This window comes from Microbacterium sp. ARD31, assembly GCF_031844425.1.
In genome coordinates this window covers 1-26,234 of sequence record NZ_JAUZVE010000069.1, presented here as the reverse complement: position 1 = coordinate 26,234, position 26,234 = coordinate 1, and the positions used below count along the sequence as shown (strand labels likewise).

Here is a 26,234-nt window from a genome sequence, read left to right as displayed (position 1 = left end):
CTAGTGGCGGCAGACCCCGGCCGCAGTGAGTGATCGGAGCACTCATCATGCGCAGGAAGTTGTTGCTGGTCGTATTGCTGACGGTGCTCGTCGTTTCGGGTCTGCCTGCATCCGCGCACGCGGGGTCCGGCCTTGCCAAGCTTCGGGTCTCGGTGCAGGGCGGGATCAAGTCGAGCCCCGGCAACTCCAATGCGTACGTAGAATTTACGTTCACCGGCCGCGGCTGTGATCGCCTCGACGTGTTCGCAGAGATCACGCGCAGCCCTTATGCCGTGCCAGTCCCGAACGGCCTATCCGACAGCGTCCCGAGAAACCGACTGAGCGGCAGTCTGATCGCGGTGCCGGAGCCAGGAACCGTGGTAGTCGGGGCATGGTTCGCCAAGAGCACCGTTCCGCTGTTCGTCACTGCCGAGGGGGGCACGCAGTGCCAGGGGCTTCAGAGCCCCGGCGCGCAGGCGTGGCGCGAGATGACGGTCACCATCCCGCCGCTTACTGAGGTCGTCAGCATTGAACCTCCGGTGAAGCCGAAGGACTCAATCGTCAACGACAGCCAGCGTGATGATCTGGAGGCAGCCGCCAAGGGCGGGGCGGCCGGTTCGGCCATCGCCTGCGCGATCGCTGCGGCCGCGCGGCAGCCAGCGGCGATCGAGTTGTGCAAGGGGTTGTTGATCGGCAGCGCGGGAAGTGGGGCCGCCAGCCTGCTGGACCCGCCCGATCCCGCCTTCCGCGAGATGGTGGAGTCAGGATTCTCGGCCAGACGCTTCGACCCCGGCAGGGTGCGCCTCTTCTCGTGCGCCAGCGGCGGCCGCGAGGCGATGCGCCGGTGCTCGCTTGCCAACAGGCTATTTCATCGTTGGCTGCGCGACACGCGCGAGATGGCCTGGCTCGGGCTGGCCGCGGGCATCGCGGCTAACCGCGAAGGCAATGCCTTCCGTCGACTGACTGGGCAGGCCCGTGAAGAGGTCGTCTCTATGCATCGCACTGCTCTCCTAACTTATGTGGGCAGGTATGCCGAGGTGTCGGAGCGGCGGCGACCGGTCGCTTCGAAGTTGGCGAAGGTTGCAAGCCACTCGACCCTGAACATGCGCTTCTCGCTGGACCAGCGCCGCCGGTGGCTGCGTCGGCTGCGGGACTTGGAGACCGTGCCGAGGTCGGTAAGAACGACCGTGGCGAGGGCGCGACTGCCACTGAAGGCTGCGGTGAGACGAGCTGCGCGCGACTTGTCCGCCCGAAAGCTCCCGGCGACTCTCTCTAAGATCTTCGCGAGCACCTCTCGGCTGCCGCATTCGTCGGGTTCTGTGCTGCGCGGCGCCGGAAGCGACCCGGCATCTGCGTGGTCGGGTCACGGTGTTGCGTCCACGCTCGAGGCTTGGCTCGGCGGGGCTGCCGATGGGCTGGTCGGTGCCTGTGACGACCCTCAACTAAATGTCGATATGTTCGGCGAGCAGCTGGCTAAGTTGCGCTCGACAAAGTCAGGGGGCTTGTACTCCAAGACGCTGGCGCGAACACTGCTTCGCGGCGCCGACGGGGTGCGTAGGCCTTGCGCGGAGACCGTCCACCATACGACGTACGCGGTCGAACCGACACTGGTCGCGCCGCCGGGTGACGGAGCATTCGTCGGTGCTACCGATTTCGCCGTCGCTCCGGACGGCTCCGTGGCGGTGGCCGATCCCGAAGCCCAGACTGTGGTGCGATACCCGGTCGGTGGGGGACCGCCCGTCGAGGTCGGCGGTGAGGGCGGTCCGTTGACGACCCCGACCAATGTCGCTCTCGGACCGACCGGGGACATGTATGTTTCTGATTTCGATGGCGACAAGGTCGTCCACTTCGCGCCCGATGGGACCATGCTGGCCTCGTGGGGCACCTCAGGTGCGGCGCCCGGAGAGTTCGATCAACCGTCGGGGCTCGCCGTGACACCGAGCGGCGAGGTGGTGGTGTGCGACGCGGGCAATAAGCGTCTACAGGTCTTCAGCGCGAGTGGATCCCTTCTGCGAGTGATACCCGGTCCGCCAGCAGGTTCTCCTGGACACCTGGAGATACCGCGCGGGATCACCGTGTCGTCGTCCGGCGTGGTGGCCGTCGCCGACCGGGGTGATGCGAGCGTCGTGCTGTTAAGGCTGTCGGACGGCGCCTACCTTGGTGAGACTGCGCCGACAAGGGAGCTCGGGGAGCCCTCGGCCGTCGGGCTCTACCAGCCATACAGCGTCGCATTCGACCCCAAGGGGGACCTTTGGGTGGCCGACCGGGCCGGGAGTCAGCTTGTCAAGCTCGCCTCGAGCCTAATGAGCCAGGAACGCTCGATCTGGGCATTGGGTCGCGGTCCCAGCTACGCATTACAACCAACGGATCTTGAGGTCGCCAGCGGGCGCCTACTCCTGCTCGACTACGCGGGGCAGAAGGTCATCTCGGTGCCACTGCCGTGAGGTGACGCGGGCCGGTGTCGGTGCGCCAACAGCCGAAACCCAGCTCCCGGAAAGGATGGAGTGCCATCGGGTCGCGGAGTGCGCGACAACGGGATCTTCAATCGGGACCGTTGAACATGCGTCTGGGTCTGCTGCACGAACGGGTGACAGTCGGGGTTAGGCCGCCCGGGTGGCGGTTGTCGTCATGATCAATTCGTATTCGACCGGGGTCAATCGGCCGAGAGCGGCCTGCCGACGTCGGCGGTGGTAGGTCCGTTCGATCCAGGTGACGATCGCGATTCGTAGCTCCTCGCCGGTGTTCCAGGTCCGGCGGTTGAGGACGTTCTTCTGCAGCAGGCTGAAGAAGGACTCCATGGCGGCGTTGTCGCCGGCGGCGCCGACACGTCCCATCGAGCCGACGATCTGGTGGCGGTTGAGCTGGTGGACGAGTTTTCTGGACCTGAACTGGGACCCGCGGTCGGTGTGCAGCACGCAGCCGGCCACACCACCGCGCCGGGCGACGGCGTTGTCGAGCGCGGCGACCGCGATCCGGGACTTCATCCGTGAGTCGATGGAGTAGCCGACGATCCGGTTGGAGTAGACGTCCTTGACCGCGCAGAGGTAGAGCTTGCCTTCCCGGGTCCAGTGCTCGGTGATGTCGGCCAGCCAGAGCTCATTCGGCGCGTCGGCGGTGAAGTCCCGCATCACCAGGTCGTCATGGACCGGCGGGCCTGCCTTCTTGCCGTTGCGGCCGCGTTTCTTCCCGAACGCCGACCACCAGCCCAGTTGCGAGCAGATCTTCCAGGCTGTCCGCTCGGCCATTGGCTGGCCGGCGTCGCGGGCTTCATCGAGGAGGAACCGGTAGCCGAACTCGGGGTCGTCCTGGTGGGCGTCGAACAGCGCGTTCGCGCGATAGGCCTCGGTCAGCTCGGCATTGGTGACCGGGCACTTCAGCCAGCGGTAGTAGGGCTGGCGAGTGATCTTGAGCACCCGGCACGTCACCGCCACAGGCATCCGCAACGGGGCGTCCTTGGCGGCCAGCTCGCGGACGAGCGGGTACATCATTTTCCCGGCAGGTTCGCCTGCGAGAGGTAGGCCGCGGCACGGCGCAGGACCTCGTTCTCCTGCTCGAGGAGCTTGATCCGCTTGTTCGCCTCACGAAGTGCATCGGACTCAATCGCCGGCGTCGAGCCACCCGATGACCTGGACGAGTTCCGTTCGTCGATCGCAAGCCACCGCTTCAGACACGACGGCGAGATGCCGAAGTCCTTCGCGACCTGGGCCATCGAGGCATCTGAGTCCCGGTAGACCCGGATCACGTCCTCGCGGAACTCTTTGGGAAACGCCTTGGGCATGGTGCACATCCTTCCAGCGCCGACTCACATCGACGCAGATCAGATGTCACCTATCCGTGCAGCAGACCCTCTTTTCGCCGCGACAGAGACGCGGGCCTAGCACGTTGCTTAATAGTCGTACACCGACGTGAGCTGCTCGTGCTCATGCGTCACACATCGCTTATCGACGCCTCCACGTCCACCTAAGTCCATATCGAACCGATTGTTGCGGCTCATGGACGGACCAATAGACGACGCTACCGTCGCTTATCACTGCAGGCTGTTGATCACTCAGCTCCGGATCGTCTCGTTCGATTCGTTTGTGACCAGTTGCTGAAACAAACTCCCAGTCGCTTGGAGCGAGAATGAGCATCGTTAGTCGCCCGGTGGGTTTCTCCATATGGGTCTCTAACCATTCCGAGTCGACTCCCTTGAACGCGTTCAGGTACGTCACGTTGTTTATGACCGGTGTCGCTTCACCCCGGGCCAGTTCGCCCAGATTCACCGTGACTAGGTACTCGTTCCTGAGAACCTGGCCATCAATCCCGGTGTGGGAGACCTGCGGGCGCTCCTCCCACTTCGCAGCGGGGTGAGTCGAGCTCCCATGCCAACTCATCTCAGAAGTGGTGGCGTAGTGCATGGTCAGCTCACTCTTCTGACCTAGCTTCTTCACTCGGTAGTAGTCCGTGAGAGGGACCAACTGATCCGGCGCGTCAGGTGGGCCGTTCCGCAGGTCCAGCGCCTTCACAACCTCGTCGTACAGGAAGGGGCTCCCGATGCTTGTGGCTCGGGCTTCAAGGTCGTCCTCGCCCCAAACTCGGTTCAGGACGTAGAGGGTCGCGATGAACCCAGCGAAGGCGCCTCCCAGTTGCACCACGCCGTTATCGATCACTCCAGAAGACTCGAGGAGCCCGAAGCAGACGACTGCAGCCAGGAGAGCCAGCACCCAAATAAGCAGAACCTTGCCCGGCTTGGTTTGCATGAAGTTCATGGCTGCCCCCGAGGGTGTCCCGTTTTGAAATCAAAGGTGCTCCCCGCGCCTCACTGGCGTCAAGGACCTCCCGCGTCACGTAACTGATATGGCGACGCCCCAATCTCTGTCCGTGACCAGAGGCTGCGTCACTTCCGTCCGGGGCGCGACATTGCGCCCCGTGCCGGCGTGCTTCGGCACATCGAGTCATGCTGTGACGTGCCTCGTCCCGCCCGCCGGCGGAACCTGGGACGAGCCGCCCCACAACTCCTCGGCAGGTCGACGCGTCACACTCGGAAGACCCCCAGAGGGACCCCGACCCACTCGGAGGAGAGCCATGCGACGCACGTCCATCACTGTCTCGTTGATCGCCCTGGCGCCGTTCGGCGTCGTGGGCCTGACCGCCGGTCCCGCCGCGGCCGAGACGACCTGCGACGGGAAGGTGCCCACGATCGTCGTCGTCCCCGGCGAGGCGACCACCGGCACGCCCGGTGACGACGTCATCCTCGGCAGCTTCGCCCAGGACAGGGTCGACGGGGGTGCCGGCAACGACACCATCTGCGGGCTCGGCAACGCGGACACGCTGGTCGGCGGGCCGGGCGACGACCGGCTGTTCGGCGGCCTCGACGACTTCTACGTCCCCGACGACGGCTACTCCGGCGACATCGTCATACCAGGTCCGGGCAACGACCACGTCGACCTCGGCGACGACCCGGCATCGGCGACGGTCGACGAGGTGGACCAGCCGGCCCGCTACGACAAGGTCGTCTTCCAGGACGCGCGCGGCCCGGTCACCGTGGACCTCGCGGCCGGGAGGGCGTCAGGGGAGGGCACCGACACCATCGCGGTGCCGGCCTTCTCGGGCGGGATCGTGGGCTCGGCGTACGACGACGTGCTGACGGGTGCGAACGTCCCGGACCGCATCGAGGGCGGCCGCGGCGACGACCGGATCCGAGGGCTCGGCGGTGACGACGTGCTGGAGCCCGGGCGGGGGGACGACGTGGTGCGCGCCGGCGACGGCGACGACGCCGTGTTCTCGCCGGACACGGGGCGCGACCGGTTCTACGGCGACGACGGCCAGGACTTCGCCGAGGCGAGCGGGCGGCGCAGCGCCATCGGTGGTGGGAACGGTGACGACTACCTCGTGTCGCGCCACGGTGCCGACGTCCACGGCGGACGGGGCGACGACGAGATCGAGGCGGACCTCATCCGCAGGACGCGGATCGAGGTGGATGCCGGCAGCGGCCGACGTGACATCGTGCGGATGCGGGCGCCGAAGTCCGAGTTCCCGCGGGGCTCGAGGTACGTCGTCGACGTGCCGCGCAAGCGCGTGACGGTCGGCGGAGCGAAGCGGGCGCGCTACGAGGGCGTCGAGGACCTCAGGTTCTCCGGGCGTCCCGGTCGCCTGACCTACGTGGGCGGCTCGAAGCGCGACCGCCTGTCCGTGACCAACGGGATGCAGGTGAGGGCGTACGGCCGGCGCGGGGCCGACATCCTGGTGGGCGGCTCACGCGGCGACCTCCTCGACGGTGGCCCGGGTCGCGACCAGCTCGTCGGTGGTGCGGGCAGGGACCGGTGCATCAGCGGCGAGGAACGACGGCAGTGCGAGGTACGTCGCTGACCCGCGGTCAGGCGGCGCTGACGGCTTCGGAGTCGAGCTCGACGCCCGGTCCGCCCCAGAATCGTCCTCGGTCGAACAGCAGAGGCTCGCCGTCAGCGCGAACGGCGACCTTCACGACACGTCCGAGGTGCAGCCGGTGGTCGCCGCCGTCGTACGACTGCCACGCCTCGCAGCGGTACGACGCGAGCGCACCGTCGAGGGTCGGCGCCAGGTGGTCGCCCGTCGACTGCCAGCCGACCCCCGAAGGCGCACGCCGCCGGCCGGCGAAGTGGAGTGCGAGGTCCAGCTGCGTGGCGTCGAGGACGTTGACGGTGAACGGCACGCGCCCGAGGTGGCCGGCAGCGCTCGCCGAGCGGGCCACGGACACCAGCACCAGCGGCGGGTCGAGCGAGACGGACGTGAACGAGCTCACGGTCACCCCGCGCGTGACTCCCTCGCCTCGGTAGCTCACCACCGACACACCCGTGGCGAACCGCGACAGGCAGTGCCGCAGGTGCAACGGCTCCAGGGTCGGCGTGCCGTCCACGACCTGTCCCATCCCTACTGGAGCAGGCCGGGCACGCCGAGCGCCTGGCGTCCCGACTCCACGAGCGTGGCCTCGGGCGTCAGCGGGTGGAACTTCGCGGCCCGGACGTCCCGGTAGGCGCGCTCGATGACCGACCCCTTGAAGAAGGCCTGGCCACCCGCGACGTCCATCGCCAGGTCGACGACCTCGACGCCCGCCTGGGCGACCTCGGCCTTCGCGGTCATCACCGCGAGGAACCGCTCGTGCGACGGCGTCGGGTCGTCGCCGACGGCAGCGAGCGCTCCGTCCAGCGCCCACTCCGCCACCTGCAGCCTGTGCCGCATCACCCCGACGGTGCGCTGCACGAGCGGGTCGTCGGCCCGGGCCGCGGCGGACGCCAGCGCTTCCGCGTACGCCGCCTCGGCGACGCCGAGGTAGACGCCCGAGATGATCGGGAAGGCGACGCTCGCGATGACCTGAAGTGGCGGGTCGACCACGCCGTACGGCCGGTTCGCGAGCACCTTGTCGTCCGGCACGAACACGTCCTCGAGGAGGATGTCGTGGCTGGCCGTGCCGCGCATGCCGAGGGTGTCCCAGGTGTCGACCACCGTCACGCCCGGCGCCGAGAGGGGCACCGCCATGTTGAGCACCCGGCGACCCTGCTCGGGATCGTCGAGGACGAACATCGTCGACATGACCGACCCGTGACGCGACTGGCTGGCGAACCGCTTGCGGCCCGAGACCCGATAGCCGCCCTCGGCCGGGACCGCCTCGCCCCGGGGATGGGTGAAGTCGCCTCCGCCCGTCGAGACGAGGAGGAGCCCGTCCTCGGCGACCCTGCGCAGGGTCGCCTCGGCCCCCGGCATCCCCCGGCGGTAGCGCCACGCCGTGAAGGCGACCACGTGCTGGTGCATGGAGCTCGCCAGCGCGGTCGCGCCGCAGTGGTGTGCGAGCTCGCGCTGGAGGGCGGTGAGCTCGCTGATCGTGGCGCCCTCGCCGCCGAGCTCGGCAGGGACGGCCGCCGTGAGCAGGCCGACGTCGCGGAGGGCGTCGTAGGCCTCGCCGACGAACGTGCCGTCGACGTCGTGCCGGGCAGCGTGCCGGGCGAGCCGTGGGCCGATGGCCCTCGCGCGCTCGACGAGCGAGCCGGAGGTGCCGGTGGCGTGGTGGTCGGAACGGGTGTCGGACTGCGCGCTCTCGGCGCGGGGCTGGGTGGATGTCGTCATGCGTCGAGCATCGGCGTGGCCGCGAGCGGCATCCAGTGCACGATCGTGACCCCACTGGTCCAGGTTCTGGACTACCACCCGCCGTCGAGCCCTGCGAGGATGAGTCATGCCCGACTACGGGAGCTACTGTCCGGTCGCGATGGCCAGCGAGGTCATCGCCGACCGGTGGAACCCGCTCATCATCCGGGAGCTGGTGCTGGGCAACACCCGGTTCAACGACATCGCCAGAGGCATGCCGGGGATCTCCCGTTCGCTGCTCGTCCAGCGGCTCCGGCACCTGGAGAAGACGGGCGTCGTCGAGACGTGGCCCGCCGCGACGGGCCGGGGGAGCGAGTACCACCTCACGCCGGCCGGGCGGGACCTCGAGCGCGTCATCGACAGCCTGGGGCGCTGGGCGGTGGAGTGGCTCTTCGACGACTTCCGTCCGCACGACGTGCCGCCTGCCACGCTGATGTGGTGGATGCACCGGAGGGTCGACCCGTCCCGGTTCCCGCCGCTGCGCACCGTCATCGAGTTCCGGCACACCGCCCCGGAGCCGCAGACGATCTGGATGGTCCTCGACCACGGCCAGGCCTCCGTGTGCCTCCAGCACCCGGGCTTCGAGACCGACGTCCTCGCCTCAGCCGACACCGCGGCCTTCGCCGACGTCTTCCAGGGCTACCAGCGCTGGTCCGAGGCGGTGGACGCCGGACGGATCGAGGTCGCCGGGCCACCCCGCCTGACCGTAGCCCTTCCCACGTGGTTCCGGTGGAGTCCGTGGGCCGAGGTCACCCGCGAGCGGGCCGGGCGCCCCGTCGCCGGGCCCGCACCTCGCTGAGACTTCCTACTGCTCGAACCTGCGGAACGCGCGCCCCTGCGCACCCGCGAGCTCCGCGGTCTTCCGCGACAGCTCGGTGACATCCACGTCGCGCAGGCTGGTGAGCTGGTGCGGGTCGCGCTCGAGGTCGTACAGCTCCCACTCCCCGGTGCCGGCGTGCTCGATGTAGGCACGGGAGCCCTCGCGGAGCAGCGCCCAGTCGAGGTTGGTGTTCTCGATGATCAGGCGGCGCCGCCAGCTGGACCAGTCGCCGGACCGGAGAGGGCCGAGCATCGAGCGGCCGTCGAGCTCGCGTCCGTCGTCCGGGTCCAGGCCGGCGATGTCGAGGGTGGTGGGCATGAGGTCGACCTGGGAGACCAGCGCGTCGACCGTGCGCGGCTCGACGCCGGGTCCGCGCGCGGCGAAGGGGATGCCGGCCGCCTCCTCGTAGGGCTGCGACTTGTGGAGCAGCCGGTGCTCGCCGAGGAGGTAGCCGTTGTCGGAGACGAAGAAGATCCACGTCCTGCGGAGCTGGCCGGTCCGTCGCAGCACGTCGAGGATCCGACCGACCTGGTCGTCGACGTCCTGGAGCTCCTCGAGCTTGCCCTCGTAGATCTTGCGCATCCGGCGACGCTCCTGCTTCGGCAGGTCGCGCAGCCACGTGGGCTTGTCGCTCATGTCGGCCTCGTTGAACGCCGGCGGGTCCCACTCGACGTCGTCGAAGTCGTCGGCGTGCTCGGGGCTCGGCGTGTAGGGGCCGTGCGGGGCGGTGGGGGAGTACACCGCGAACCACGGCCCGGTGTCCTGGTGGCGACGGATGAAGCGGCGCAGCCGCTTGCCGGCGAACTGGTCGAACCCCCGCTGCGACTCGACGCGCCGGACCGTGCCGTCGACGTTGACGCGTGGGTCGTCGATCATGCCGTCGAGCAGCGCCACCCAGCGGTCCCAGCCGGGGGCGACGTAGGTCGGGTCCAGGCCGAGGCCGTTCATGTACTTCCCGAAGTAGCCGGTGCTGTAGCCGGCGCCCTGCAGCCTGGTCGCCGCGGTGTCCCGGTCGTGCCCCTGCCCGACGAAGGGCTGGTGGGTCATGTTGCTGTCGCAGCCGTGGTTGTGGGGGTAGCGGCTGGTGAGGATCGAGGCGCGCGCCGGCCCGCACAGCGGCATCGCGCTGTAGCCGCGACGGAAGTGCACCCCCTTGCGGACCAGCCGCCTCCACGTGCGGTCCATCGACCGCAGGGTCGAGCGCATCTGGTCGTCGGTGACGATCCACAGCACGTTGTCGGCCACGCGCCCACCCTACGCACGCCGCACACCCGGTCGCCTGCCTCGACGGCACCAGCGCGACCTCGGCCGACGACCTCTGCTAGCGTCGTCGCCGTCCACACGGGAGTCCGCGGCAGCGGGCTGAGAGGGAGCTGGAGCCGCTCCGACCGTCGTACCTGATCCGGGTCATGCCGGCGAAGGAAGTGATTCCACGTGTTGTCGACGCGCATCTTCTGCCTGGTCTCCTCGACCGACGACCTGTCCCTGCTCGGCGACCTGGCCGAGGCCGGGATCGACGGGTTCCAGGTCCGCGACAAGGTGGCCACCACCCGTGAGCTCGTCGAGCTCACGCGGGTCGTGATCGGCGCGGTCCGCCCGTTCGGCGCCACCGTCGTCGTCGACGACCGGCTGGACGTCGCCCTGGCGACGGAGGCCGACGGGGTCCACCTCGGGGCCGACGACCTCCCGGTCGCGCTGGCCGTCGCGGCCGCGCCGCACCTGCTCGTCGGAGCGACCTGTCGCGACCGCGGCGACGTCGAGCGGGCCGCCGCGGCAGGGGCGGCGTACGCCGGGTTCGGACCCGTGTTCGCCACGTCCAGCAAGGCCGGGCTCCCGCCCGCGCTCGGGGTGCCCGCCGTCGCCGCTGCGAGCGGCGTGCTGCCGCTGGTGGCCATCGGCGGCATCGAGACCGGCCGGGTGCGTCCGGTGGTCGACGCGGGTGCCCACGGCGTGGCGGTGATCGGTGCCATCTGGCGCGCACCTGATCCCGTCGCCGCAGCGAAGGAGCTGGTGCAGGAGCTCGGCTGATGCGCGTCCACGTCCTCGGCGCCGGCATCGTCGGCCTCGCCTGCGCCGACGAGCTGCTCGCCCGCGGCCACGACGTCACCGTCGTCGACCCGGCACCTGGGAGCGGTGCCTCGGCCGTCGCCGCCGGGATGCTGTCACCGGCGGGGGAGGCCTGGTTCGGAGAGGCCGACGTGCTGGGGCTCGGGCTGGCCAGCGCGGCCCTCTGGCCGGCGTACGCCGCCGGGCTGGGCGTGACCCTCCACGAGCACGGGACCCTCGTGGTCGGGTACGACGCCGGTGACGGCCAGGACGTCGAGCGGCACGCCGAGGTGCTGGCGCGGCACGGCATCCCGGTCGACCTGCTGGGGCACGCGGAGGTCCGCGGCCTCGAGCCGGGGATCGGACGCACGTCACGCGGGATCCGGCTCGACGACCGGGCGGTCGACCCCCGGGCGGTGGTCGCCAGCCTGCTCGCCCGGCTGCGCGGCCGGGTCCGGGACCGCCTGCCGGCGGCACGTCCGGACGCGACGGTGGTCGCCACCGGAGCCTTGCTTCCCGAGCCGTGGACCGGTCTGGTCCGAGGCGTGCGCGGGGAGGTCGTCCGGCTCCGGACCACCGTGCCGCCGCGCCACGTGGTCCGGGGCTGGGTCGCGGGCGAGCCGGTCTACCTCGTGCCGCGCGCGGACGGGGAGGTGGTGGTCGGGGCCACGGTCGAGGAGCACGACGAGCCGCCGGCGGCGACCGCGGGCGGCGTCCTCCGGCTGCTCCGCCCCGCACGCGTGCTGCTGCCCGCGCTCGACCGGGCCGAGGTGCTCGCGTGCGAGGCCCGGGACCGGCCGGCGACGCGCGACCACCTGCCCCTGGTCGGCCCGACTGACGACCCGCGCACCTGGCTCGCGGCCGGCCACTTCCGCCACGGAGTCCTGCTCGCCCCGCTGACGGCCCGGCTCCTCGCCGACGCCCTCGAGGGCGCGGCCCCCGACCCGGCCGTCGACCCCCGACGGTTCCTGACCGCTAACCACCCCACCACCACGACCACCGGAGGCATGCCATGCGCCTGACCCTCAACGGCGTCCCCCTGGACGCCGACGCCCGGACCCTGCAGGACCTGCTCGGCCCCCTCCCGAGCGGGCACGCAGCCGTCGTCAACCACGAGGTCGTGCCGCGCGCCGAGCACGCCAGCAGGCTGCTCGCCGACGGCGACGTCGTCGAGCTCGTCACGGCGGTGGCCGGCGGATGACCGAGCGGACGAGCGACCTCGTGATCGGCGGGCGCACCCTGTCGTCGCGGCTGTTGCTCGGCACTGGGGGCCTGCCGCGACCGGACTTGGTCGACCCGGTCCTCGACGCGGCCCGGCCCGGAGTGGTGACCGTCAGCGTGCGGCGGACGTCGAGCACCGCACCGGGCGGGCTCCTCGCGGCGCTCTGCGACCGCGGGGTCCCGGTGTTGCCGAACACCGCCGGCTGCCTGTCGGCCCGCGAGGCCGTGCTGACCGCCGAGACGGCGCGCGAGGCGCTGGCCACGGACTGGGTGAAGCTGGAGGTGATCGGCGACGAGGTGAGCCTGCTGCCCGACGCCGTCGAGCTGGTCGCGGCAGCGGCGGAGCTCGTCGCGCGCGGCTTCACGGTCCTGCCCTACACGACCGACGACCCGGTGCTCGCCCGCCGCCTCGCGGACGTCGGCTGCGCGGCGGTGATGCCGCTCGGCTCGCCGATCGGCTCCGGCCTCGGGATCCTCAACCCCCACCTCATCGAGTCGGTCGTGGCCGCGGTCGACGTGCCGGTGGTGCTCGACGCCGGCATCGGCACGGCCTCCGACGCGGCGCTGGCCATGGAGCTCGGGTGCGACGCGGTCCTGGCGGCGAGTGCGGTGACGCGGGCCGCGGACCCGGTCGCGATGGCCGGCGCACTGCGGGCGGCCGTCGACGCAGGCGCCGCCGCACGGCGGGCCGGCCGGATCCCGCGCCGGACCGTGGCGCGCTCGGCGAGCCCGCTGGACGGGAGGATCGCGTGATCCCGCGGCTCGTCGTGCTGACCGACCGTGCCCAGCTGCGGCTGGGCCGGGGGCTGGTCCGCACCGTCCGCGAGTGCGCCGATGCGGGACTGTCGGCGGTCGTGGTGCGCGAGCACGACCTCGCGCCGTCGGCCCGATCGGCGCTCGTCGAGGAGCTGGTGTCGGTTCCCGGCCTGACGGTGATCTCCTCTCGCATCCCGGATCCGCGAGCCCACGGCCTGCACTGCGCGGCGCAGCAGGGCGCGCCGCCTTCCGCCGGTCGCTGGGGCCGGTCGTGCCACTCGCGCGCCGAGGCCGACCGTGCGGCGGACGAGGGCGCGTCCTGGGTCACCCTGTCGCCGTACGCCGTCAGCGCGAGCAAGCCGGGCCACGGTCCCGCCCTGCCGCCCGGCGCCTACGCCGGCCATCGCGTCCCGGTGCTCGCCCTGGCCGGGATCGACGCCCGCAACGCGGCCGCCGCCCGGTCCGCGGGCGCGCACGGCGTCGCGGTGATGGGTGCCGTGATGCGCGCCGCCGACCCCGCGGCCGTGGTGGCCGGGCTGCTGGAGGCGCTGGCATGAGCGCCCCACCGGTGGTCCTCGCCATCGGCGGCACCGACAGCGGTGGTGCCGCGGGGCTGGCCGCCGACGTGGCCACCCTCGGCCACCTCGGCTGCCACGCCGCGTGCGCGGTCACGGCGGTCACCGCGCAGGACACCACGGGCGTGCACGCGGTGCACCAGGTCCCGCCACCGGTGCTGGCCGCCCAGCTCGACGCCGTCCTCGACGACCTGCCGGTCGCCGCGGTGAAGACCGGCATGCTCGGGTCACCCGGAGCGGTCCGGCTCGTCGCGGAGCGCACGCGGGACCTGCCGCTGGTCGTCGACCCGGTGCTGGTCGCCACGAGCGGGGCGGTCCTCGGCGACGACGCCGTGCGCCGGGCGTACTGCGACGTGCTGCTGCCGGTCGCGACGGTGGCGACCCCCAACCTCGCCGAGGCCCGGGCCCTCACCGCTGTCGACGCCGCAGCCCGCGACCTCGCGGCCCGCCTCGCGGACCTCGGCTGCGCCGTCATCCTCACCGGGGGACCGGACTGGCGACCGGGCAGGGCCGTCGGCACCTGCACCGACTGGCTCTGCGAGCCGGGCGGCACCCCGGTCGCGATGCGGCACCCGGCCGTCCCCACCACCGCCGACCACGGCACCGGGTGCACCTACGCCAGCGCCCTCGCCGCCCACCTCGCCCACCGCGCGCCCCTCGCCGAGGCAGCCGCGGACGCGGCGGCGTACGTCGCGTCCCGGCTCACCGACAGCAGCACCTGGCACCTCGGCCGCGGCCGGGGTCCCGTCTCCCACCTCGCACCCACCCATCGCGTCCACCAGGAGGACCCCGCATGACCGCCCACCCCACCCACCCCGCCCACGAGCGCGTCCTCACCGGCCCGTTGGACGTGCCCGTGACGAGGGTCCACCTCACCAACGGCGAGACCTTCGACCGCTACTGCACCGCGGGCCCCGGCTCCGACCCGGCCGCCGGGCTGCCGGCGCTGCGCGCGGAGTGGATCGCGGAGCGCGGGGACACCGAGGAGCACCCCGGTCGCGAGGCCCGGCTGGCCGACAACGGCCGCTCGGCCGTCCGGCGTGGCGCCGCGCGCGAGGAGTGGCCGGGCGAGCGCCGGGCGCCGCGGCGTGCCCTCCCCGGTCGTACGGTCACCCAGCTGCACTACGCCCGCCAGGGGATCGTGACACCCGAGATGGAGTACGTCGCCGCACGCGAGGGCTGCGACGTCGAGCTGGTGCGCAGCGAGGTCGCCGCCGGCCGGGCGATCATCCCGGCCAACGTCAACCACCCGGAGTCCGAGCCGATGATCATCGGGCGGCGGTTCCTGGTGAAGGTCAACGCCAACATCGGCAACTCGGCCGTCACCAGCAGCATCGCCGAGGAGGTCGACAAGCTCACCTGGGCCGTCACCTGGGGCGCCGACACCGTCATGGACCTCTCGACCGGTGACGACATCCACACCACTCGCGAGTGGATCCTGCGCAGCTCACCCGTGCCGATCGGCACGGTCCCGCTCTACCAGGCGCTGGAGAAGGTCGACGGGCAGGCGGAGCGGCTGACGTGGGAGGTCTTCCGCGACACCGTGGTCGAGCAGTGCGAGCAGGGCGTGGACTACATGACCGTCCACGCCGGCGTGCTGCTGCGCCACGTCCCGCTGACGGCGAACCGCGTGACCGGCATCGTCTCGCGCGGCGGCTCGATCATGGCGGGCTGGTGCCTGGCCCACCACGAGGAGAACTTCCTCTTCACGCACTTCGACGAGCTCTGCGAGATCTTCGCGGCCCACGACGTCGCCTTCTCGCTGGGCGACGGGCTGCGCCCGGGATCGGTCGCCGACGCCAACGACGCCGCCCAGCTCGCCGAGCTGCGCACCCTCGCCGAGCTCACGCAGCGGGCGTGGGAGCACGACGTGCAGGTCATGGTCGAGGGTCCCGGCCACGTCCCGCTCGACCTCGTCGAGGAGAACGTCCGCCTCCAGCAGGAGTGGTGCCACGGCGCTCCGTTCTACACGCTCGGCCCGCTCGCCACCGACGTCGCGCCTGGCTACGACCACATCACCAGCGCCATCGGCGCGGCCGCGATCGCGATGCACGGGACCGCGATGCTCTGCTACGTCACGCCCAAGGAGCACCTCGGCCTGCCCGACCGCGACGACGTGAAGACCGGCGTCATCACCTACAAGCTCGCCGCCCACGCCGCCGACGTCGCCAAGGGCCACCCCGGTGCCCGCGACTGGGACGACGCGCTGAGCCGCGCCCGCTTCGAGTTCCGCTGGCACGACCAGTTCGCCCTCTCGCTCGACCCGCACACCGCCGAGGCCTTCCACGACGAGACGCTGCCCGCCGAGGGTGCCAAGACCGCGCACTTCTGCTCGATGTGCGGCCCGAAGTTCTGCTCGATGCGGATCAGCCGCGACGTGCGCGAGCGCTTCGCGGCGAAGCCGCCGGAGCTCCTGACGCTCGGCGCGACCGTCCACGGCGGGGAGGACGCGTCGTGACCGTGGCCGGGACGGCTTAGGCGATCTCGGTGTCGGAGACCCCGCCGGCGACGAGCCGGTCGCGGAGCTCCACGAGCTCGGTCACGGCCTCGAGGAAGCGGGCCGTGCTGTCGCCGACGTGGAGGTCGTCGAAGTAGTGGTGCCGCATGGCGACGCGGGCGAGGTGGTGCTCGTCGTGGGCGAGCCGGTCGGCGAGGAGGGATGTCAGCGCGGCCACGTCGGACTCGTCGACGACGTCGGCGCACCGGCTGATCGGGACCTCCTGCCGGAGGACCTCGGCGTCGCCGTGGCGGTCGGTCAGGAAGATCGGCTTGTCGGTGTGGAGGTAGAGCCAGTCCAGCCCCACCGACGACACGTCGGTGACCATGGCGTCACAGCCCGGCATGACGGCGAGGATGTCGCCCTCGAGGACCTGCGCGTGCCCGGCGGCGGGATCGACCCGCGCGGCGTCGTCCACGATGCGCCGGATCTCGTGGTGCGCCGCGGCGATGGCCGGGGTGGTGCTCGTCGTGACCTTGGGGTGGGGCTTGTAGACCAGGCGGACGTCGGGGACCGCGAGGATCGCCCGCACGATCGCAGTCCCGAGCGTGTCGACGGAGGTGTAGTCGTTGTAGTCCGCGTCGCCCTCCCAGGTCGGCGCGTAGAGGACGGTACGACGATCGCTCGGCGCGAGGAGGGGCGTGCGGGGGAGGTCGAGCTGGGGGCGTCCGACACGGACGAGCCGGTGGGCGTCGAAGTCCAGCAACCCGGTGAGGTAGCGCTCGACCGCGGCGCCCCCGGCGACGAAGACCCGGTCGTAGGCCTTCGCGTTGTTGCTCGCCATCGACTGCTTGTCGCTCTCGCCGTGGTTGACGTGCACGTGCAGCCGACGGCCGTCCACCAGGGACTCGAAGTTGAGCACCGAGTTGTTGCAGTAGAGCACGACCTTCGCGTCGAGGTCGGCGTAGAGCTCCGTGAGCTCGGGGAAGGTCGCAGCCGTCAGCACGGGCAGGTGCGTCCGCGGCTCGACCACGGCCGCCGACGCGGCGTCCCGCAGGACCACGGCGACCGGGTGGACGTCGTGCAGGATCTCGAGGACCTCGAGCCACTGGGCGAGCTGGTAGGTCCGGGTCGGGTCGCCGGCGAAGTAGGCGATCACGTGCACGTCGTTCACGTCCAGATCCTAGTCCGGTCGACGGCACCGGCAGGGCCGTTCGAGGCTCCAGTCGGACCCCAGCGAGCGGGGTCAGGATGGGACCGTGTTCCACATCGGAGTCCTCGCGCCCCGGCTGCCGGCTGCGGCCGAGGTGCTGCGGCGGATCGAGGAGGCGGGGACGGCCCTAGGGCCCGACCTGCAGCGCCCCGAGGTCAGCCTCGTGTGGCAGCCCGTGGAGGGACGGTGGGACGCCTGGCAGCGCAACGACCCGGACACCGTCCGGACCCAGCTCGCGCTGGGCTGCGTCCGCCTGCGCCAGTCGGGCGCGCACTTCTTCGTGTGCCCCGACGACACGGCGTACGCCCTGCTCGACGATCCGGGCCTCGACCTCGCGCTGCCCGGGATCCACGTCGCCGGCGTCGTCGCGGCTGCGGCCCAACGACAGGGCTTCGCCCGGGTCGGGGTGCTCGGCACGCGGTGGACGCTCGACGCGGGACGCTACGCCGACGAGCTCGAACCGATGGGGCTCTCGGCGGTGGCGCTGCCCCTGTGGGACCAGACCACGCTGCACTCCATCGTCTTCGACGAGCTCGTGCGCGGCCGGTTCTCGCTGGAGTCGCGCGACACCGTGCTGGCCCTCGTGGAGGACCTGCAGGGGGAGGGGTGCGAGGCGGTCGTCGTCGGGTGCCCCGAGCTCGCTGCGCTCGTGAGCCCGGCGAGCTCCCCGCTGCCGCTGCTCGACGCGACGCAGCTGCTGGCCGACGCGGCCGTCGCCGTCGCCACGGGCGCCGCCCCGCTGCCACGCTGGCGCGGCGGTCCGGACGAGGGCACCGTCACCGACCCGTGGGCGCGCTCGGCCGGCTGACACGCACAGAGGGGGCTCCCGACCGGGAGCCCCCTCTGCTGTCACGCCGGGATCACTGCAGCACGTACAGGTCCTTGTAGTTCGGGGCGCCGATGGATCCGTCACCCGTCGGGTTGCCGATCTTCTCGCCGAAGACGAAGAGGTCGTTGCGGAACGCGGTCGGGATGATCGGGAAGTACTCCGTCATGATCTTCTCGTCCAGCGCACCCCAGGCGTCGGCCTGCTCCTCGATCGGCATGGTGGCGATGGCGGTCATCTCGTCGTCGATGGACGGCTCCGAGAACTGCGCGGTGTTGTAGACGGCACCGGTGCGCAGCAGCGACGGGATCATCGTGGAGCCCGACGGCCAGTCCGAGCACCAGTTGACGCCACGCAGGTTCAGGGTCTTGTTGACCTTGTTGTCGGGGTCGAGCCACACGTTGTACGGCGACTCCTGGACCGGGATCGACTTGACCTTGAAGCCACCGGCCTCGAAGCCCTTGGTGATCTGGTCCTGAGCGGCCTTGGCCAGCGGGTCGACCTCGTAGAACACCATGGTGATCGGGTACGGCTTGTCGCCGTAACCGGCCTCGGCCAGGAGCTCCTTGGACTTCTCCGGGTCGTAGGTGATCTGCTCACCGTCGACCTGGAACTCCTTCTTGCCGGCCATGCCGGGGGGCATCACCGAGTTGGCGGGGATGCGGGTCACGCCCGGGACCTCGCCGCTCGCGATCCAGACGTCCTCGTAGGGGTACGCGTAGGCGAGCGCCTTGCGGACGTTGATGTCGGTGATCTTGGTGTAGTCGGGCGTCAGCATCGAGACGCACTGGGACGTCTGCTGCACCAGGCGCTCACCGAGCTGGCCGTTCGCGTCGTTGTACTTGTCCGAGCCCAGGGCGGTGGACACGGCGGTCTGGCTGTCGGAGTTGCCCGAGAGCATGATCTCGTCGACCTTGGCCTGGTCCTGGTTGAACTTGAAGACGAACTCGTCGGCGTACTGGTGACGCGCCGGGTCGGACTCAGCAGCCCACTGGTCGTTCTTCACGAGGACGAGCTCCTCGTTGGGCTTGTAGCTCTCGACCTTGTAGGGGCCGTTCGAGAGCGGCTTCTGGCCGTAGTTCGGCGGCTTGGAGGCGTTGCCGAGCGGGGCCGGGCCCATCGCCATGAAGGCGCCCCAGTAGTCCATGTCCGGGAACGGCTTGGACATCTTGATGGTGATGTCCTGGCCCTCGACGGTGACGCCGTCCCAGTTGGCGCACTTCGGGTCCTTGCCGGTGTAGGGGCCCTCGTAGTCCTCGGCGCCCGCGAAGTAGGACTTCGAGTACTCGGTGCCGGGACCGGACGGGAACGCCTCGGAGTCGAGCGAGCGGCAGATGCCGAACGCGACCTCTTCGGCGGTGACGGGCTTGCCGTCCTCCCACGTCGCGTCGTCACGGATGGTGAACTTCCACTCCGTGAAGTCCTCGTTGGGCGTGCCCAGGTCGGTCGCCAGGTCGGGGACCAGGACGGGCTGGCCCTCCTCGTCGCGGGCGTACTGGGTCAGCGAGCGGCTCGTGAGCGCCTGCTGGATGGAGTTGCCCGTGACGGACCAGCCGCCGGTCGGGTCGAGCGTGTCGGGACCGGGGTCGCCCGGGAGGTACACCGTGATGGTGCCGCCGGCCGTCGCGCCCTCGACGTCCGCAGCGGGGCCCTGACGCTCAGCGTCCTTGGTGCCCCCCTCCTGACCGCCGAACTTCCTGTCCGTGCCACTCCCGCCTTCACCGTCGTCCGACGATCCGCCGCCACAGGCAGCGAGCGTCAGAAGAGCGGCTCCAGCAACGAGTGCAAGCGGCTTGTTCCGCTTCATGCTGTCCAGCCTTTCTTTGTGTTTCTCACCGAGGACGGCGTCTCCGGCGACATTCGATCGACCGCGTGCTGTGCGTGCGCTCAGCGACGGGTCTTCGGGTCCAGGGCGTCGCGGAGCGCGTCACCGAGGAGGTTGAGGGCGAGCACGAGCGCGACGACGCCGAGCAGCGGCTGCCACAGGTACTGGGGGTACTCGCGGAAGAACGTGAGGTTCGTGCCCTTGAGGATGGTCTGGCCCCAGCTGACGCCGTCGGTGACGCCGATGCCGAGGTAGGCCAGGCCGGCCTCGGCGGCGACGAACGCCGGGAGCATCAGCGAGACGCTGATGATGATCGGGGCCGCCAGGTTGGGCAGCAGCTCCTTGAAGAGGATGCGGGAGGTGGGCATGCCCATGACCCGGGCCGCCTGGACGAACTCGCGCTCGCGCAGAGCGAGCACCTCACCGCGGATCAGGCGGGCGGTGCCCATCCAGCCGAGCGTCGCCAGCACGATGATCAGGCTGGTCTTCTGGATCGTCCCGTAGTTGTCGGAGAGGGAGAACCGCTCGTTGATGATCGGCGCCAGGGTCAGCGCGGCGAGGAGGTAGGGGATCGTCAGGAACGCGTCGATGAAGAACGACAGCACCTTGTCGACGGTGCCGCCGAGGAAGCCCGCGAGCAGGCCGACGATGGTGCCCAGGATGCTGGCGAAGGCGGTGGCCGTGGTCGCGATGATCAGCGACACCCGGCAGCCGTGGAGCCAGTAGGCGAGGTTGTCCTCACCGGTCCGCGGTGCCACACCCATCGGGTGGTCCCACGTGAACGGACCGTTCGGGGGGCCCATCTCGGGCTTGGGCAGGCCGTTGTTGAGGCCGTCCACGCGCTCGCTGGCGAGCGGCGTCTCGAGGCTGACCCCGAAGAGGGAGCTGATCGGGCCGGCGAAGACCGCGCAGATGATGAAGAACAGGACCACCACCGCGCAGACGACGGCGATCTTGTCGCGGACCAGACGGCCGAGCGCGATCCGGATCGGGGACTTGCCGGCGATCTCCTTGGCCTGCTGGCTGTTGGGATCCTGGCGGTCCGGCTCGTTGCTCAGCGAGCCGAGCGTCTCCGGTCCTGCGGTCTCTGCCGACATGCTCTCCCCATCTGGTTCGGGAACTGTCCGGCGCGCTCCGGGGATCCCCCGGGGGCGGCGCCGAGACGGGACTCTATGTGACCCGCGACGCAGGCACGATCACTGACGCGTAACGATCCAGTTACGACCGGTTAACCAACCTGTGGCGGCAAACCTCCCGAGGATCACTCCTCGCGCGGAAGGTCCTTCGCAGGTACGGCGTCGACACCGGCTTCCTTGCGCTGCTCGGGCGTGATGGGGGCGGGCGCCGCCGTGAGGGGGTCGTAGCCCCCTCCGGACTTCGGGAAGGCGATCACGTCGCGGATCGAGTCGGTCCCTGCGAGCAGCGCAACGATCCGGTCCATGCCGACTGCGATGCCGCCGTGCGGGGGCGCGCCGTACTTGAAGGCGTCGAGCAGGAAGCCGAACTTCTCCTGCGCCTCGTCCTCGTCGAGACCCATCACCTTGAACACCCGCGTCTGGACGTCGCCGCGGTGGATACGGATGGACCCGCCGCCCAGCTCGTTGCCGTTGCACACGATGTCGTAGGCATAGGCCAGCGCGCTGCCCGGGTCGGTGTCGAAGGTGTCGAGGAACTCGGGCTTCGGGCTGGTGAAGGCGTGGTGGACCGCGGTCCAGGCACCGGCACCGACCGCGACGTCGCCGCTCGCGACCGCGTCGGAGCTCGGCTCGAACAGCGGCGCGTCGACGACCCAGGTGAAGGCGAACTCGGAGTCGTCGAGGAGGCCGCCGCGACGCCCGATCTCGAGGCGGGCGGCACCGAGCAGCGCCCGGCTGCTCTTGACGGGCCCGGCGGCGAAGAAGATGCAGTCGCCCGGGTTCGCGCCGACGTGGGCGGCCAGGCCGTCGCGCTCGGCGTCGGTGAGGTTCTTCGCAACCGGTCCCCCGAGCTCGCCGTCCTCGCCGATCGTGACGTAGGCGAGGCCCTTGGCGCCGCGCTGCTTGGCCCAGTCCTGCCACGCGTCGAACTGGCGGCGCGGCTGGCTGCCGCCACCGGGCATCACGACCGCGCCGACGTAGTCGGCCTGGAAGACCCGGAAGGTGGTGTCCTTGAAGTAGTCGGTGCACTCGACGAGCTCGAGGCCCATGCGGAGGTCGGGCTTGTCGGAGCCGTACTTCGCCATCGCGTCGGCGTACGTCATCCGCGGCAGGGGGCGCTGGATGGTGTGGCCGGCCTGTGCCCACATCGCCTCCAGGACGTCCTCCATCAGCGTGATGACGTCCTCCTGGTCCACGAAGCTCATCTCGATGTCGAGCTGGGTGAACTCGGGCTGGCGGTCGGCGCGGAAGTCCTCGTCGCGGTAGCAGCGGGCGATCTGGTAGTAGCGCTCCATGCCGCCGACCATCAGCAGCTGCTTGAACAGCTGCGGGCTCTGCGGCAGGGCGTACCAGCTGCCCGGCGCCAGGCGGGCCGGCACCAGGAAGTCGCGGGCACCCTCGGGCGTCGACCGGGTCAGGGTCGGGGTCTCGACCTCGACGAAGCCGCGCTCGTCGAGCACGTCGCGGGCGGCCTTGTTGATCCTGCTGCGCAGGCGCAGGGCGGCATTGGGCCCCGAGCGGCGCAGGTCGAGGTAGCGGTGCTTGAGCCGCGCCTCCTCCCCCACCTCGATGTGGTCGTCGATCGGGAACGGGAGCGGCGCCGCCGCCGAGAGCACCTCGACGTCGGCGGCGACGACCTCGATCTCACCGGTGGCGAGGTTGGGGTTCTCGTTGCCGGCCTTGCGGGCGACGACCTCGCCGGTGACCTTGAGGCAGTACTCGCTGCGGAGGCTGTGGGCGACCTCCTCGTCGCGGACGACGACCTGCACGACGCCGCTGGCCTCGCGGAGGTCCAGGAACGCGACGCCGCCGTGGTCGCGTCGCCGCGCCACCCACCCGGCGAGCGTGACGGTCTGGCCGACGTGCTCGGCGCGCAGGGCGCCGGCGTCATGGGTGCGGATCACGGGGTCTCCTCGTTGGTGTTCTCGGTGGTTGAGGTGCGAGCCTCGGGACCGACGGTGCTGACGATGCGGGGCCGCAGGTCGGCCTCGGGCGGGGTCCAGGTGGCCGGGTCGGCCTCGACCTGGTCGCCGGTGCGGATGTCCTTGACCTGGCTGGTGCCGTCGGCCTGGACGAACCACACGTAGGGGATGCCGCGGCGCTCGGCGAAGCGGATCTGCTTGCCGAACTTCGCAGCGCTGGGCGCGACCTCGCAGGCGATGTCGCGGGCGCGCAGCTCGGCGGCCACTGCCGCGCTCGCGGTGCGGGAGTCCTCGTCGGTCACGGCGACCAGGACGGCGCTGGGCACGGACCGCGACGCGACGAGGCCGGTGCGGGCGAGCAGGGGTACGACGACCCGGCTCACGCCGAGAGAGATTCCGACGCCGGGATAGGTCGTGCGCCCGTCGCTGGCCAGCGCGTCGTATCGCCCGCCCGAGCAGATCGACCCCATCGACTCGTAGCCGTCGAGCCGGGTCTCGAACACGGTGCCCGTGTAGTAGTCGAGCCCACGCGCGATCGAGAGGTCCGCGGTGACGCGCACGCGGTCGGAGACCAGGTCGGCGCAGCCCCGAACCAGCTCGCCCAGCTCGGCGAGCCCCTCGTCGAGGAGCTCGTGCTCGACGCCCAGGGCACGCACGGCGGCGACGAAGCCGTCGTCGTCGGAGCGGATCGTGGCCAGCTGCAGGACCCGGTCGGCGTCCGCGGCGGACAGCCCGGCCTCGTCGAGCAGCATCTGGCGCACCCGCTCCACCGGCAGCTTGTCGAGCTTGTCGACCAGGCGCATGACCTCGTCGGCGTCGGCGATCCCGAGCCCGGCGTAGAAGCCCTGGATCAGCTTGCGGTTGTTGACCTGGAGCCGGAACGCGGGCAGGAAGTCGAGCCGGGTCATGGCATCGACCATCACCCGGGTGACCTCGACGTCGTGGTGGAAGGCGAGGGTGTCGCGACCCACGATGTCGATGTCCGCCTGGGTGAACTCGCGGAACCGACCCTCCTGCGGGCGCTCGCCGCGCCACGCCTTCTGGATCTGGTAGCGCCGGAACGGGAACTCGAGCCGACCGGCGTTCTCGAGGACGTAACGGGCGAACGGCACGGTGAGGTCGAAGTGCAGGCCGAGACCGGCGTGCCCCTCCGCGGACTCCTCGTGGAGCCGGCGCAGGAGGTAGACCTCCTTGGACGTGTCTCCCTTGCGCAGCAGCTGGTCGAGCGGCTCCACGGCGCGCGTCTCGATGCCGGCGAACCCGTGCAGCTCGAAGGTGCTGCGCAGGGTGTCGATCACCTGCTGCTCGACGACGCGCTGCGCAGGCAGCAGCTCGGGGAACCCGCTCAGCGGGCTGATCTTGCTCATCAGACGTCCTGGGTGAGGTCGAGGAGGTAGGGGTTGGTGGCGCGCTCGCGGCCGATGGAGGTCTGCTCGCCGTGCCCCGGGAGGACCACGATGTCGTCGGCCAGCGGCAGCACCTTGTCGGTGAGGCTGCGCAGCATCGTGGCGTGGTCGCCGCCGGGGAGGTCGGTGCGCCCGATCGAGCCCGCGAAGAGCAGGTCGCCGGAGAACATCACCTCCGACACGTCCTGCTGGGCGTACGGCGTACGGAAGGTGACCGAGCCCTCGGTGTGGCCCGGCGTGTGGTCGACGACGAACCGCAACCCGGCGAGCTCGAGCTCGGCGAGGTCGGACAGCTCGCGCACGTCGTCGGGCTCGGCCCACTCGTAGGCGCCGCCGAGGAGCATCTGGGTGGTCTCCCGGCTCATCCCGGCCATCGGGTCGGTGAGCAGGTGCCGGTCGCTGGGGTGGATCCAGGCCGTGGCGTCGTAGGTGCCGGCCACGGGGGCGACGCACCACATGTGGTCGACGTGGCCGTGGGTGACCAGCACGCTGACCGGCTTGAGGCGGTGCTCGCGCACCACCTGGTCGACGCCGGCGGCCGCGTCCTTGCCGGGATCGATGACCACGCACTCGGACCCCGGACCGGTCGCCACGACATAGCAGTTGGTCCCCCACGGCCCGGCGGGGAAGCCGGCGATGAACACTGGCGTCAGTCCTTGCTTGTCGTTGCTGGTCGGTGCTGCTGGCTGCTCGTCGGCGCGCGCGTCGTGCGTCGTGCCGGTGGGAAGCCTACCGAGGGGCCTCCTCGCCATGACTACGATGGGCGACCATGAGCGCCGACAAGCAGTCCCGAGACGACTCGGCCCCGGCAGAGATGCCCTGGGGCCGGGTGGCCGAGGACGGCACCGTCTACGTCCGCACCGCCGATGGCGAACGCTCCGTCGGGTCCTACGAGGCCGGCACGCCGGCCGAGGCCCTGGAGTTCTTCACCAAGCGCTTCGACGAGCTGGAGGGCAAGGTCCACCTGCTGGAGCAGCGGGTCGCCTCCGGCCGGCTGGCCCCCGAGGAGGCGGCCTCCTCGATCAAGTCGCTGCGCGAGCAGGTGGTCGACGCCCACGCGGTCGGTGACCTCGTCTCCCTCGCCGCGCGCCTCGACGCCCTCGCGCCGGTCATCGCGGCCCAGCGTGCCGCGCGCCGCGAGGAGCGCGCGCAGAAGAGCGCGGAGTCGAAGGCGGAGAAGGAGAAGCTCGTCGCCGAGGCCGAGCGCCTCGCCGAGGGCACCGACTGGCGCAACGGCGCCAACCGGCTGCGTGAGCTGCTCGCGACGTGGAAGGAGCTCCCGCGCCTCGACCGGGCCACCGACGACGCGCTGTGGCGGCGCTTCTCCACCGCGCGGACGACGTACACGCGCCACCGCAAGGCGCACTTCGCCGAGGAGCACGAGCGCCGCGACGCCGCGCGCGTCATCAAGGAGCGCCTCGCCAGCGAGGCCGAGGCGCTGGCCACCTCCACCGAGTGGGGACCCACCGCCGGGCGCTACCGCGACCTGATGCGCGAGTGGAAGGCCGCCGGCCCCGCCCCGCGGGAGGTCGACGACCAGCTCTGGCAGCGGTTCCGCGGCGCGCAGGACACCTTCTTCGGCGCCCGCGACGCCGCCAACGCGGCGCTCGACCAGGAGTTCGCGGCCAACGCCGAGGTGAAGGAGCAGATCCTGGTGGAGGCCGAGGCGCTCGTCCCGGTCACGGACCTCGACTCCGCCAAGAAGACCTTCCGCGACCTCGCCGACCGCTGGGACGCCGCCGGCAAGGTCCCCCGTGACCGGATGAAGGAGCTCGAGGGGCGCATGCGCAAGGTCGAGCAGGCCATCCGCGCGGTCGAGGACGAGCAATGGAGCCGCAGCGACCCCGAGAAGTCCGCCCGCGCCGACGACATGATCGGCAAGCTCGAGGCCGGCATCGCGGAGACGCAGGCCCGCCTCGACAAGGCCGCGGCCGCGGGCGACGACCGCAAGGTCAAGGACCTCGAGGCCGAGCTC

The 26,234-nt window shown here is 71.0% G+C and carries 23 protein-coding genes and 1 riboswitch; of the genes, 12 read left to right on the top strand and 11 right to left on the bottom strand.

What is annotated here, in order from left to right:
• Positions 1–47 precede the first annotated feature (47 nt).
• Complete coding sequence (locus Q9S36_RS47405; protein WP_311291699.1) at positions 48–2,423, top strand: NHL repeat-containing protein; 2,376 nt, start codon at positions 48–50, stop codon at positions 2,421–2,423.
• Positions 2,424–2,579: 156 nt separating this feature from the next.
• Here the strand turns inward: Q9S36_RS47405 and Q9S36_RS47400 are convergent.
• Positions 2,580–3,757 (bottom strand): IS3 family transposase gene (locus Q9S36_RS47400; RefSeq protein ID WP_311291703.1). Its coding sequence is split into 2 segments (ribosomal slippage): positions 2,580–3,470 and positions 3,473–3,757, totalling 1,176 coding nucleotides; the frame shifts between segments, so codons are not numbered across the junction.
• Positions 3,758–3,917: 160 nt separating this feature from the next.
• A complete protein-coding gene (locus Q9S36_RS47395) occupies positions 3,918–4,727 on the bottom strand; it encodes a hypothetical protein (protein ID WP_311291698.1) in 810 nt (269 codons plus the stop codon).
• Between the two features lie 316 nt (positions 4,728–5,043).
• Between Q9S36_RS47395 and Q9S36_RS47390 the strand changes: the two genes are divergently transcribed.
• Positions 5,044–6,327 carry a calcium-binding protein gene (locus Q9S36_RS47390; protein ID WP_311291697.1) on the top strand — a complete coding sequence of 428 codons (1,284 nt, stop codon included), beginning with the start codon at positions 5,044–5,046 and terminating at the stop codon, positions 6,325–6,327.
• Positions 6,328–6,334: 7 nt separating this feature from the next.
• On the opposite strand, the gene Q9S36_RS47385 is transcribed toward Q9S36_RS47390, so the two are convergent.
• Positions 6,335–6,865 carry a flavin reductase family protein gene (locus Q9S36_RS47385; RefSeq protein WP_311291696.1) on the bottom strand — a complete coding sequence of 177 codons (531 nt, stop codon included), beginning with the start codon at positions 6,863–6,865 and terminating at the stop codon, positions 6,335–6,337.
• Positions 6,866–6,867: 2 nt separating this feature from the next.
• Complete coding sequence (locus Q9S36_RS47380; RefSeq protein WP_311291695.1) at positions 6,868–8,058, bottom strand: acyl-CoA dehydrogenase family protein; 1,191 nt, start codon at positions 8,056–8,058, stop codon at positions 6,868–6,870.
• 106 nt (positions 8,059–8,164) lie between these two features.
• Here Q9S36_RS47380 and Q9S36_RS47375 point away from each other — a divergent pair, with 106 nt between their 5' ends.
• Positions 8,165–8,875 carry a helix-turn-helix domain-containing protein gene (locus tag Q9S36_RS47375; RefSeq protein ID WP_311291694.1) on the top strand — a complete coding sequence of 237 codons (711 nt, stop codon included), beginning with the start codon at positions 8,165–8,167 and terminating at the stop codon, positions 8,873–8,875.
• Positions 8,876–8,881: 6 nt separating this feature from the next.
• Here Q9S36_RS47375 and Q9S36_RS47370 read toward each other — a convergent pair whose 3' ends face one another.
• Positions 8,882–10,141 carry a sulfatase gene (locus Q9S36_RS47370; RefSeq protein ID WP_311291693.1) on the bottom strand — a complete coding sequence of 420 codons (1,260 nt, stop codon included), beginning with the start codon at positions 10,139–10,141 and terminating at the stop codon, positions 8,882–8,884.
• 86 nt (positions 10,142–10,227) lie between these two features.
• Positions 10,228–10,337: riboswitch (TPP riboswitch) on the top strand.
• Between Q9S36_RS47370 and thiE the strand changes: the two genes are divergently transcribed.
• The 7 genes from thiE (at position 10,331) to thiC (ending at position 15,952) form a co-directional block, all read left to right on the top strand.
• Positions 10,331–10,924 (top strand): thiamine phosphate synthase, encoded by a 594-nt coding sequence (gene thiE / locus Q9S36_RS47365; protein WP_311291692.1) that lies wholly within the window; start codon positions 10,331–10,333, stop codon positions 10,922–10,924. Its footprint overlaps the riboswitch before it by 7 nt.
• On the top strand, positions 10,924–11,964 hold the full coding sequence (locus Q9S36_RS47360) for an FAD-dependent oxidoreductase (RefSeq protein WP_311291691.1): 1,041 nt from the start codon (positions 10,924–10,926) through the stop codon (positions 11,962–11,964). Before thiE ends, Q9S36_RS47360 begins: the two co-directional genes overlap by 1 nt.
• Positions 11,955–12,143 carry a sulfur carrier protein ThiS gene (gene thiS, locus Q9S36_RS47355; RefSeq protein ID WP_311291690.1) on the top strand — a complete coding sequence of 63 codons (189 nt, stop codon included), beginning with the start codon at positions 11,955–11,957 and terminating at the stop codon, positions 12,141–12,143. The genes Q9S36_RS47360 and thiS overlap by 10 nt, the downstream gene beginning before the upstream one ends.
• Positions 12,140–12,916 carry a thiazole synthase gene (thiG, locus tag Q9S36_RS47350; protein ID WP_311291689.1) on the top strand — a complete coding sequence of 259 codons (777 nt, stop codon included), beginning with the start codon at positions 12,140–12,142 and terminating at the stop codon, positions 12,914–12,916. Before thiS ends, thiG begins: the two co-directional genes overlap by 4 nt.
• The gene (locus Q9S36_RS47345) at positions 12,913–13,476 is read left to right on the top strand and encodes a thiamine phosphate synthase (protein WP_311291688.1); all 564 of its coding nucleotides are present in this window, start codon (positions 12,913–12,915) and stop codon (positions 13,474–13,476) included. The genes thiG and Q9S36_RS47345 overlap by 4 nt, the downstream gene beginning before the upstream one ends.
• Positions 13,473–14,291, top strand: coding sequence for a hydroxymethylpyrimidine/phosphomethylpyrimidine kinase (locus tag Q9S36_RS47340; protein ID WP_311291687.1), 819 nt, complete (start codon positions 13,473–13,475; stop codon positions 14,289–14,291). Before Q9S36_RS47345 ends, Q9S36_RS47340 begins: the two co-directional genes overlap by 4 nt.
• Positions 14,288–15,952, top strand: coding sequence for a phosphomethylpyrimidine synthase ThiC (gene thiC / locus Q9S36_RS47335; RefSeq protein ID WP_311291686.1), 1,665 nt, complete (start codon positions 14,288–14,290; stop codon positions 15,950–15,952). Before Q9S36_RS47340 ends, thiC begins: the two co-directional genes overlap by 4 nt.
• Positions 15,953–15,968: 16 nt before the next feature.
• On the opposite strand, the gene Q9S36_RS47330 is transcribed toward thiC, so the two are convergent.
• A complete protein-coding gene (locus Q9S36_RS47330; RefSeq protein ID WP_311291685.1) occupies positions 15,969–17,105 on the bottom strand; it encodes a CDP-glycerol glycerophosphotransferase family protein in 1,137 nt (378 codons plus the stop codon).
• Positions 17,106–17,190: 85 nt separating this feature from the next.
• Between Q9S36_RS47330 and Q9S36_RS47325 the strand changes: the two genes are divergently transcribed.
• A complete protein-coding gene (locus tag Q9S36_RS47325) occupies positions 17,191–17,952 on the top strand; it encodes an aspartate/glutamate racemase family protein (protein ID WP_311291684.1) in 762 nt (253 codons plus the stop codon).
• Positions 17,953–18,004: 52 nt separating this feature from the next.
• Here Q9S36_RS47325 and Q9S36_RS47320 read toward each other — a convergent pair whose 3' ends face one another.
• The 5 genes from Q9S36_RS47320 to Q9S36_RS47300 all read right to left on the bottom strand — a co-directional run bounded on the left by Q9S36_RS47320 (position 18,005) and on the right by Q9S36_RS47300 (position 25,011).
• The gene (locus Q9S36_RS47320; RefSeq protein ID WP_311291683.1) at positions 18,005–19,777 is read right to left on the bottom strand and encodes an ABC transporter substrate-binding protein; all 1,773 of its coding nucleotides are present in this window, start codon (positions 19,775–19,777) and stop codon (positions 18,005–18,007) included.
• Between the two features lie 80 nt (positions 19,778–19,857).
• The gene (locus Q9S36_RS47315; protein ID WP_311291682.1) at positions 19,858–20,892 is read right to left on the bottom strand and encodes an ABC transporter permease; all 1,035 of its coding nucleotides are present in this window, start codon (positions 20,890–20,892) and stop codon (positions 19,858–19,860) included.
• A 164-nt stretch (positions 20,893–21,056) separates the two neighbouring features.
• On the bottom strand, positions 21,057–22,835 hold the full coding sequence (aspS, locus tag Q9S36_RS47310; RefSeq protein ID WP_311291681.1) for an aspartate--tRNA ligase: 1,779 nt from the start codon (positions 22,833–22,835) through the stop codon (positions 21,057–21,059).
• Positions 22,832–24,220 (bottom strand): histidine--tRNA ligase, encoded by a 1,389-nt coding sequence (gene hisS, locus Q9S36_RS47305; protein WP_311291680.1) that lies wholly within the window; start codon positions 24,218–24,220, stop codon positions 22,832–22,834. The genes aspS and hisS overlap by 4 nt, the downstream gene beginning before the upstream one ends.
• The gene (locus Q9S36_RS47300; protein ID WP_311291679.1) at positions 24,220–25,011 is read right to left on the bottom strand and encodes an MBL fold metallo-hydrolase; all 792 of its coding nucleotides are present in this window, start codon (positions 25,009–25,011) and stop codon (positions 24,220–24,222) included. The genes hisS and Q9S36_RS47300 overlap by 1 nt, the downstream gene beginning before the upstream one ends.
• Positions 25,012–25,028: 17 nt before the next feature.
• Between Q9S36_RS47300 and Q9S36_RS47295 the strand changes: the two genes are divergently transcribed.
• The coding region (locus tag Q9S36_RS47295) for a DUF349 domain-containing protein (protein ID WP_311291678.1) at positions 25,029–26,234 on the top strand (1,206 nt) is incomplete at its 3' end.

Bases quoted from the DNA above. Each gene is read 5' to 3' on its own strand.
- Q9S36_RS47405 (WP_311291699.1), top strand. From the start codon at position 48: ATGCGCAGGAAGTTGTTGCTGGTCGTATTGCTGACGGTGCTCGTCGTT.
- Q9S36_RS47395 (WP_311291698.1), bottom strand. From the start codon at position 4,727: ATGAACTTCATGCAAACCAAGCCGGGCAAGGTTCTGCTTATTTGGGTG.
- Q9S36_RS47390 (WP_311291697.1), top strand. From the start codon at position 5,044: ATGCGACGCACGTCCATCACTGTCTCGTTGATCGCCCTGGCGCCGTTC.
- Q9S36_RS47385 (WP_311291696.1), bottom strand. From the start codon at position 6,865: ATGGGACAGGTCGTGGACGGCACGCCGACCCTGGAGCCGTTGCACCTG.
- Q9S36_RS47380 (WP_311291695.1), bottom strand. From the start codon at position 8,058: ATGACGACATCCACCCAGCCCCGCGCCGAGAGCGCGCAGTCCGACACC.
- Q9S36_RS47375 (WP_311291694.1), top strand. From the start codon at position 8,165: ATGCCCGACTACGGGAGCTACTGTCCGGTCGCGATGGCCAGCGAGGTC.
- Q9S36_RS47360 (WP_311291691.1), top strand. From the start codon at position 10,924: ATGCGCGTCCACGTCCTCGGCGCCGGCATCGTCGGCCTCGCCTGCGCC.
- thiS (WP_311291690.1), top strand. From the start codon at position 11,955: ATGCGCCTGACCCTCAACGGCGTCCCCCTGGACGCCGACGCCCGGACC.
- thiG (WP_311291689.1), top strand. From the start codon at position 12,140: ATGACCGAGCGGACGAGCGACCTCGTGATCGGCGGGCGCACCCTGTCG.
- Q9S36_RS47340 (WP_311291687.1), top strand. From the start codon at position 13,473: ATGAGCGCCCCACCGGTGGTCCTCGCCATCGGCGGCACCGACAGCGGT.
- thiC (WP_311291686.1), top strand. From the start codon at position 14,288: ATGACCGCCCACCCCACCCACCCCGCCCACGAGCGCGTCCTCACCGGC.
- Q9S36_RS47320 (WP_311291683.1), bottom strand. From the start codon at position 19,777: ATGAAGCGGAACAAGCCGCTTGCACTCGTTGCTGGAGCCGCTCTTCTG.
- Q9S36_RS47315 (WP_311291682.1), bottom strand. From the start codon at position 20,892: ATGTCGGCAGAGACCGCAGGACCGGAGACGCTCGGCTCGCTGAGCAAC.
- hisS (WP_311291680.1), bottom strand. From the start codon at position 24,220: ATGAGCAAGATCAGCCCGCTGAGCGGGTTCCCCGAGCTGCTGCCTGCG.
- Q9S36_RS47300 (WP_311291679.1), bottom strand. From the start codon at position 25,011: ATGGCGAGGAGGCCCCTCGGTAGGCTTCCCACCGGCACGACGCACGAC.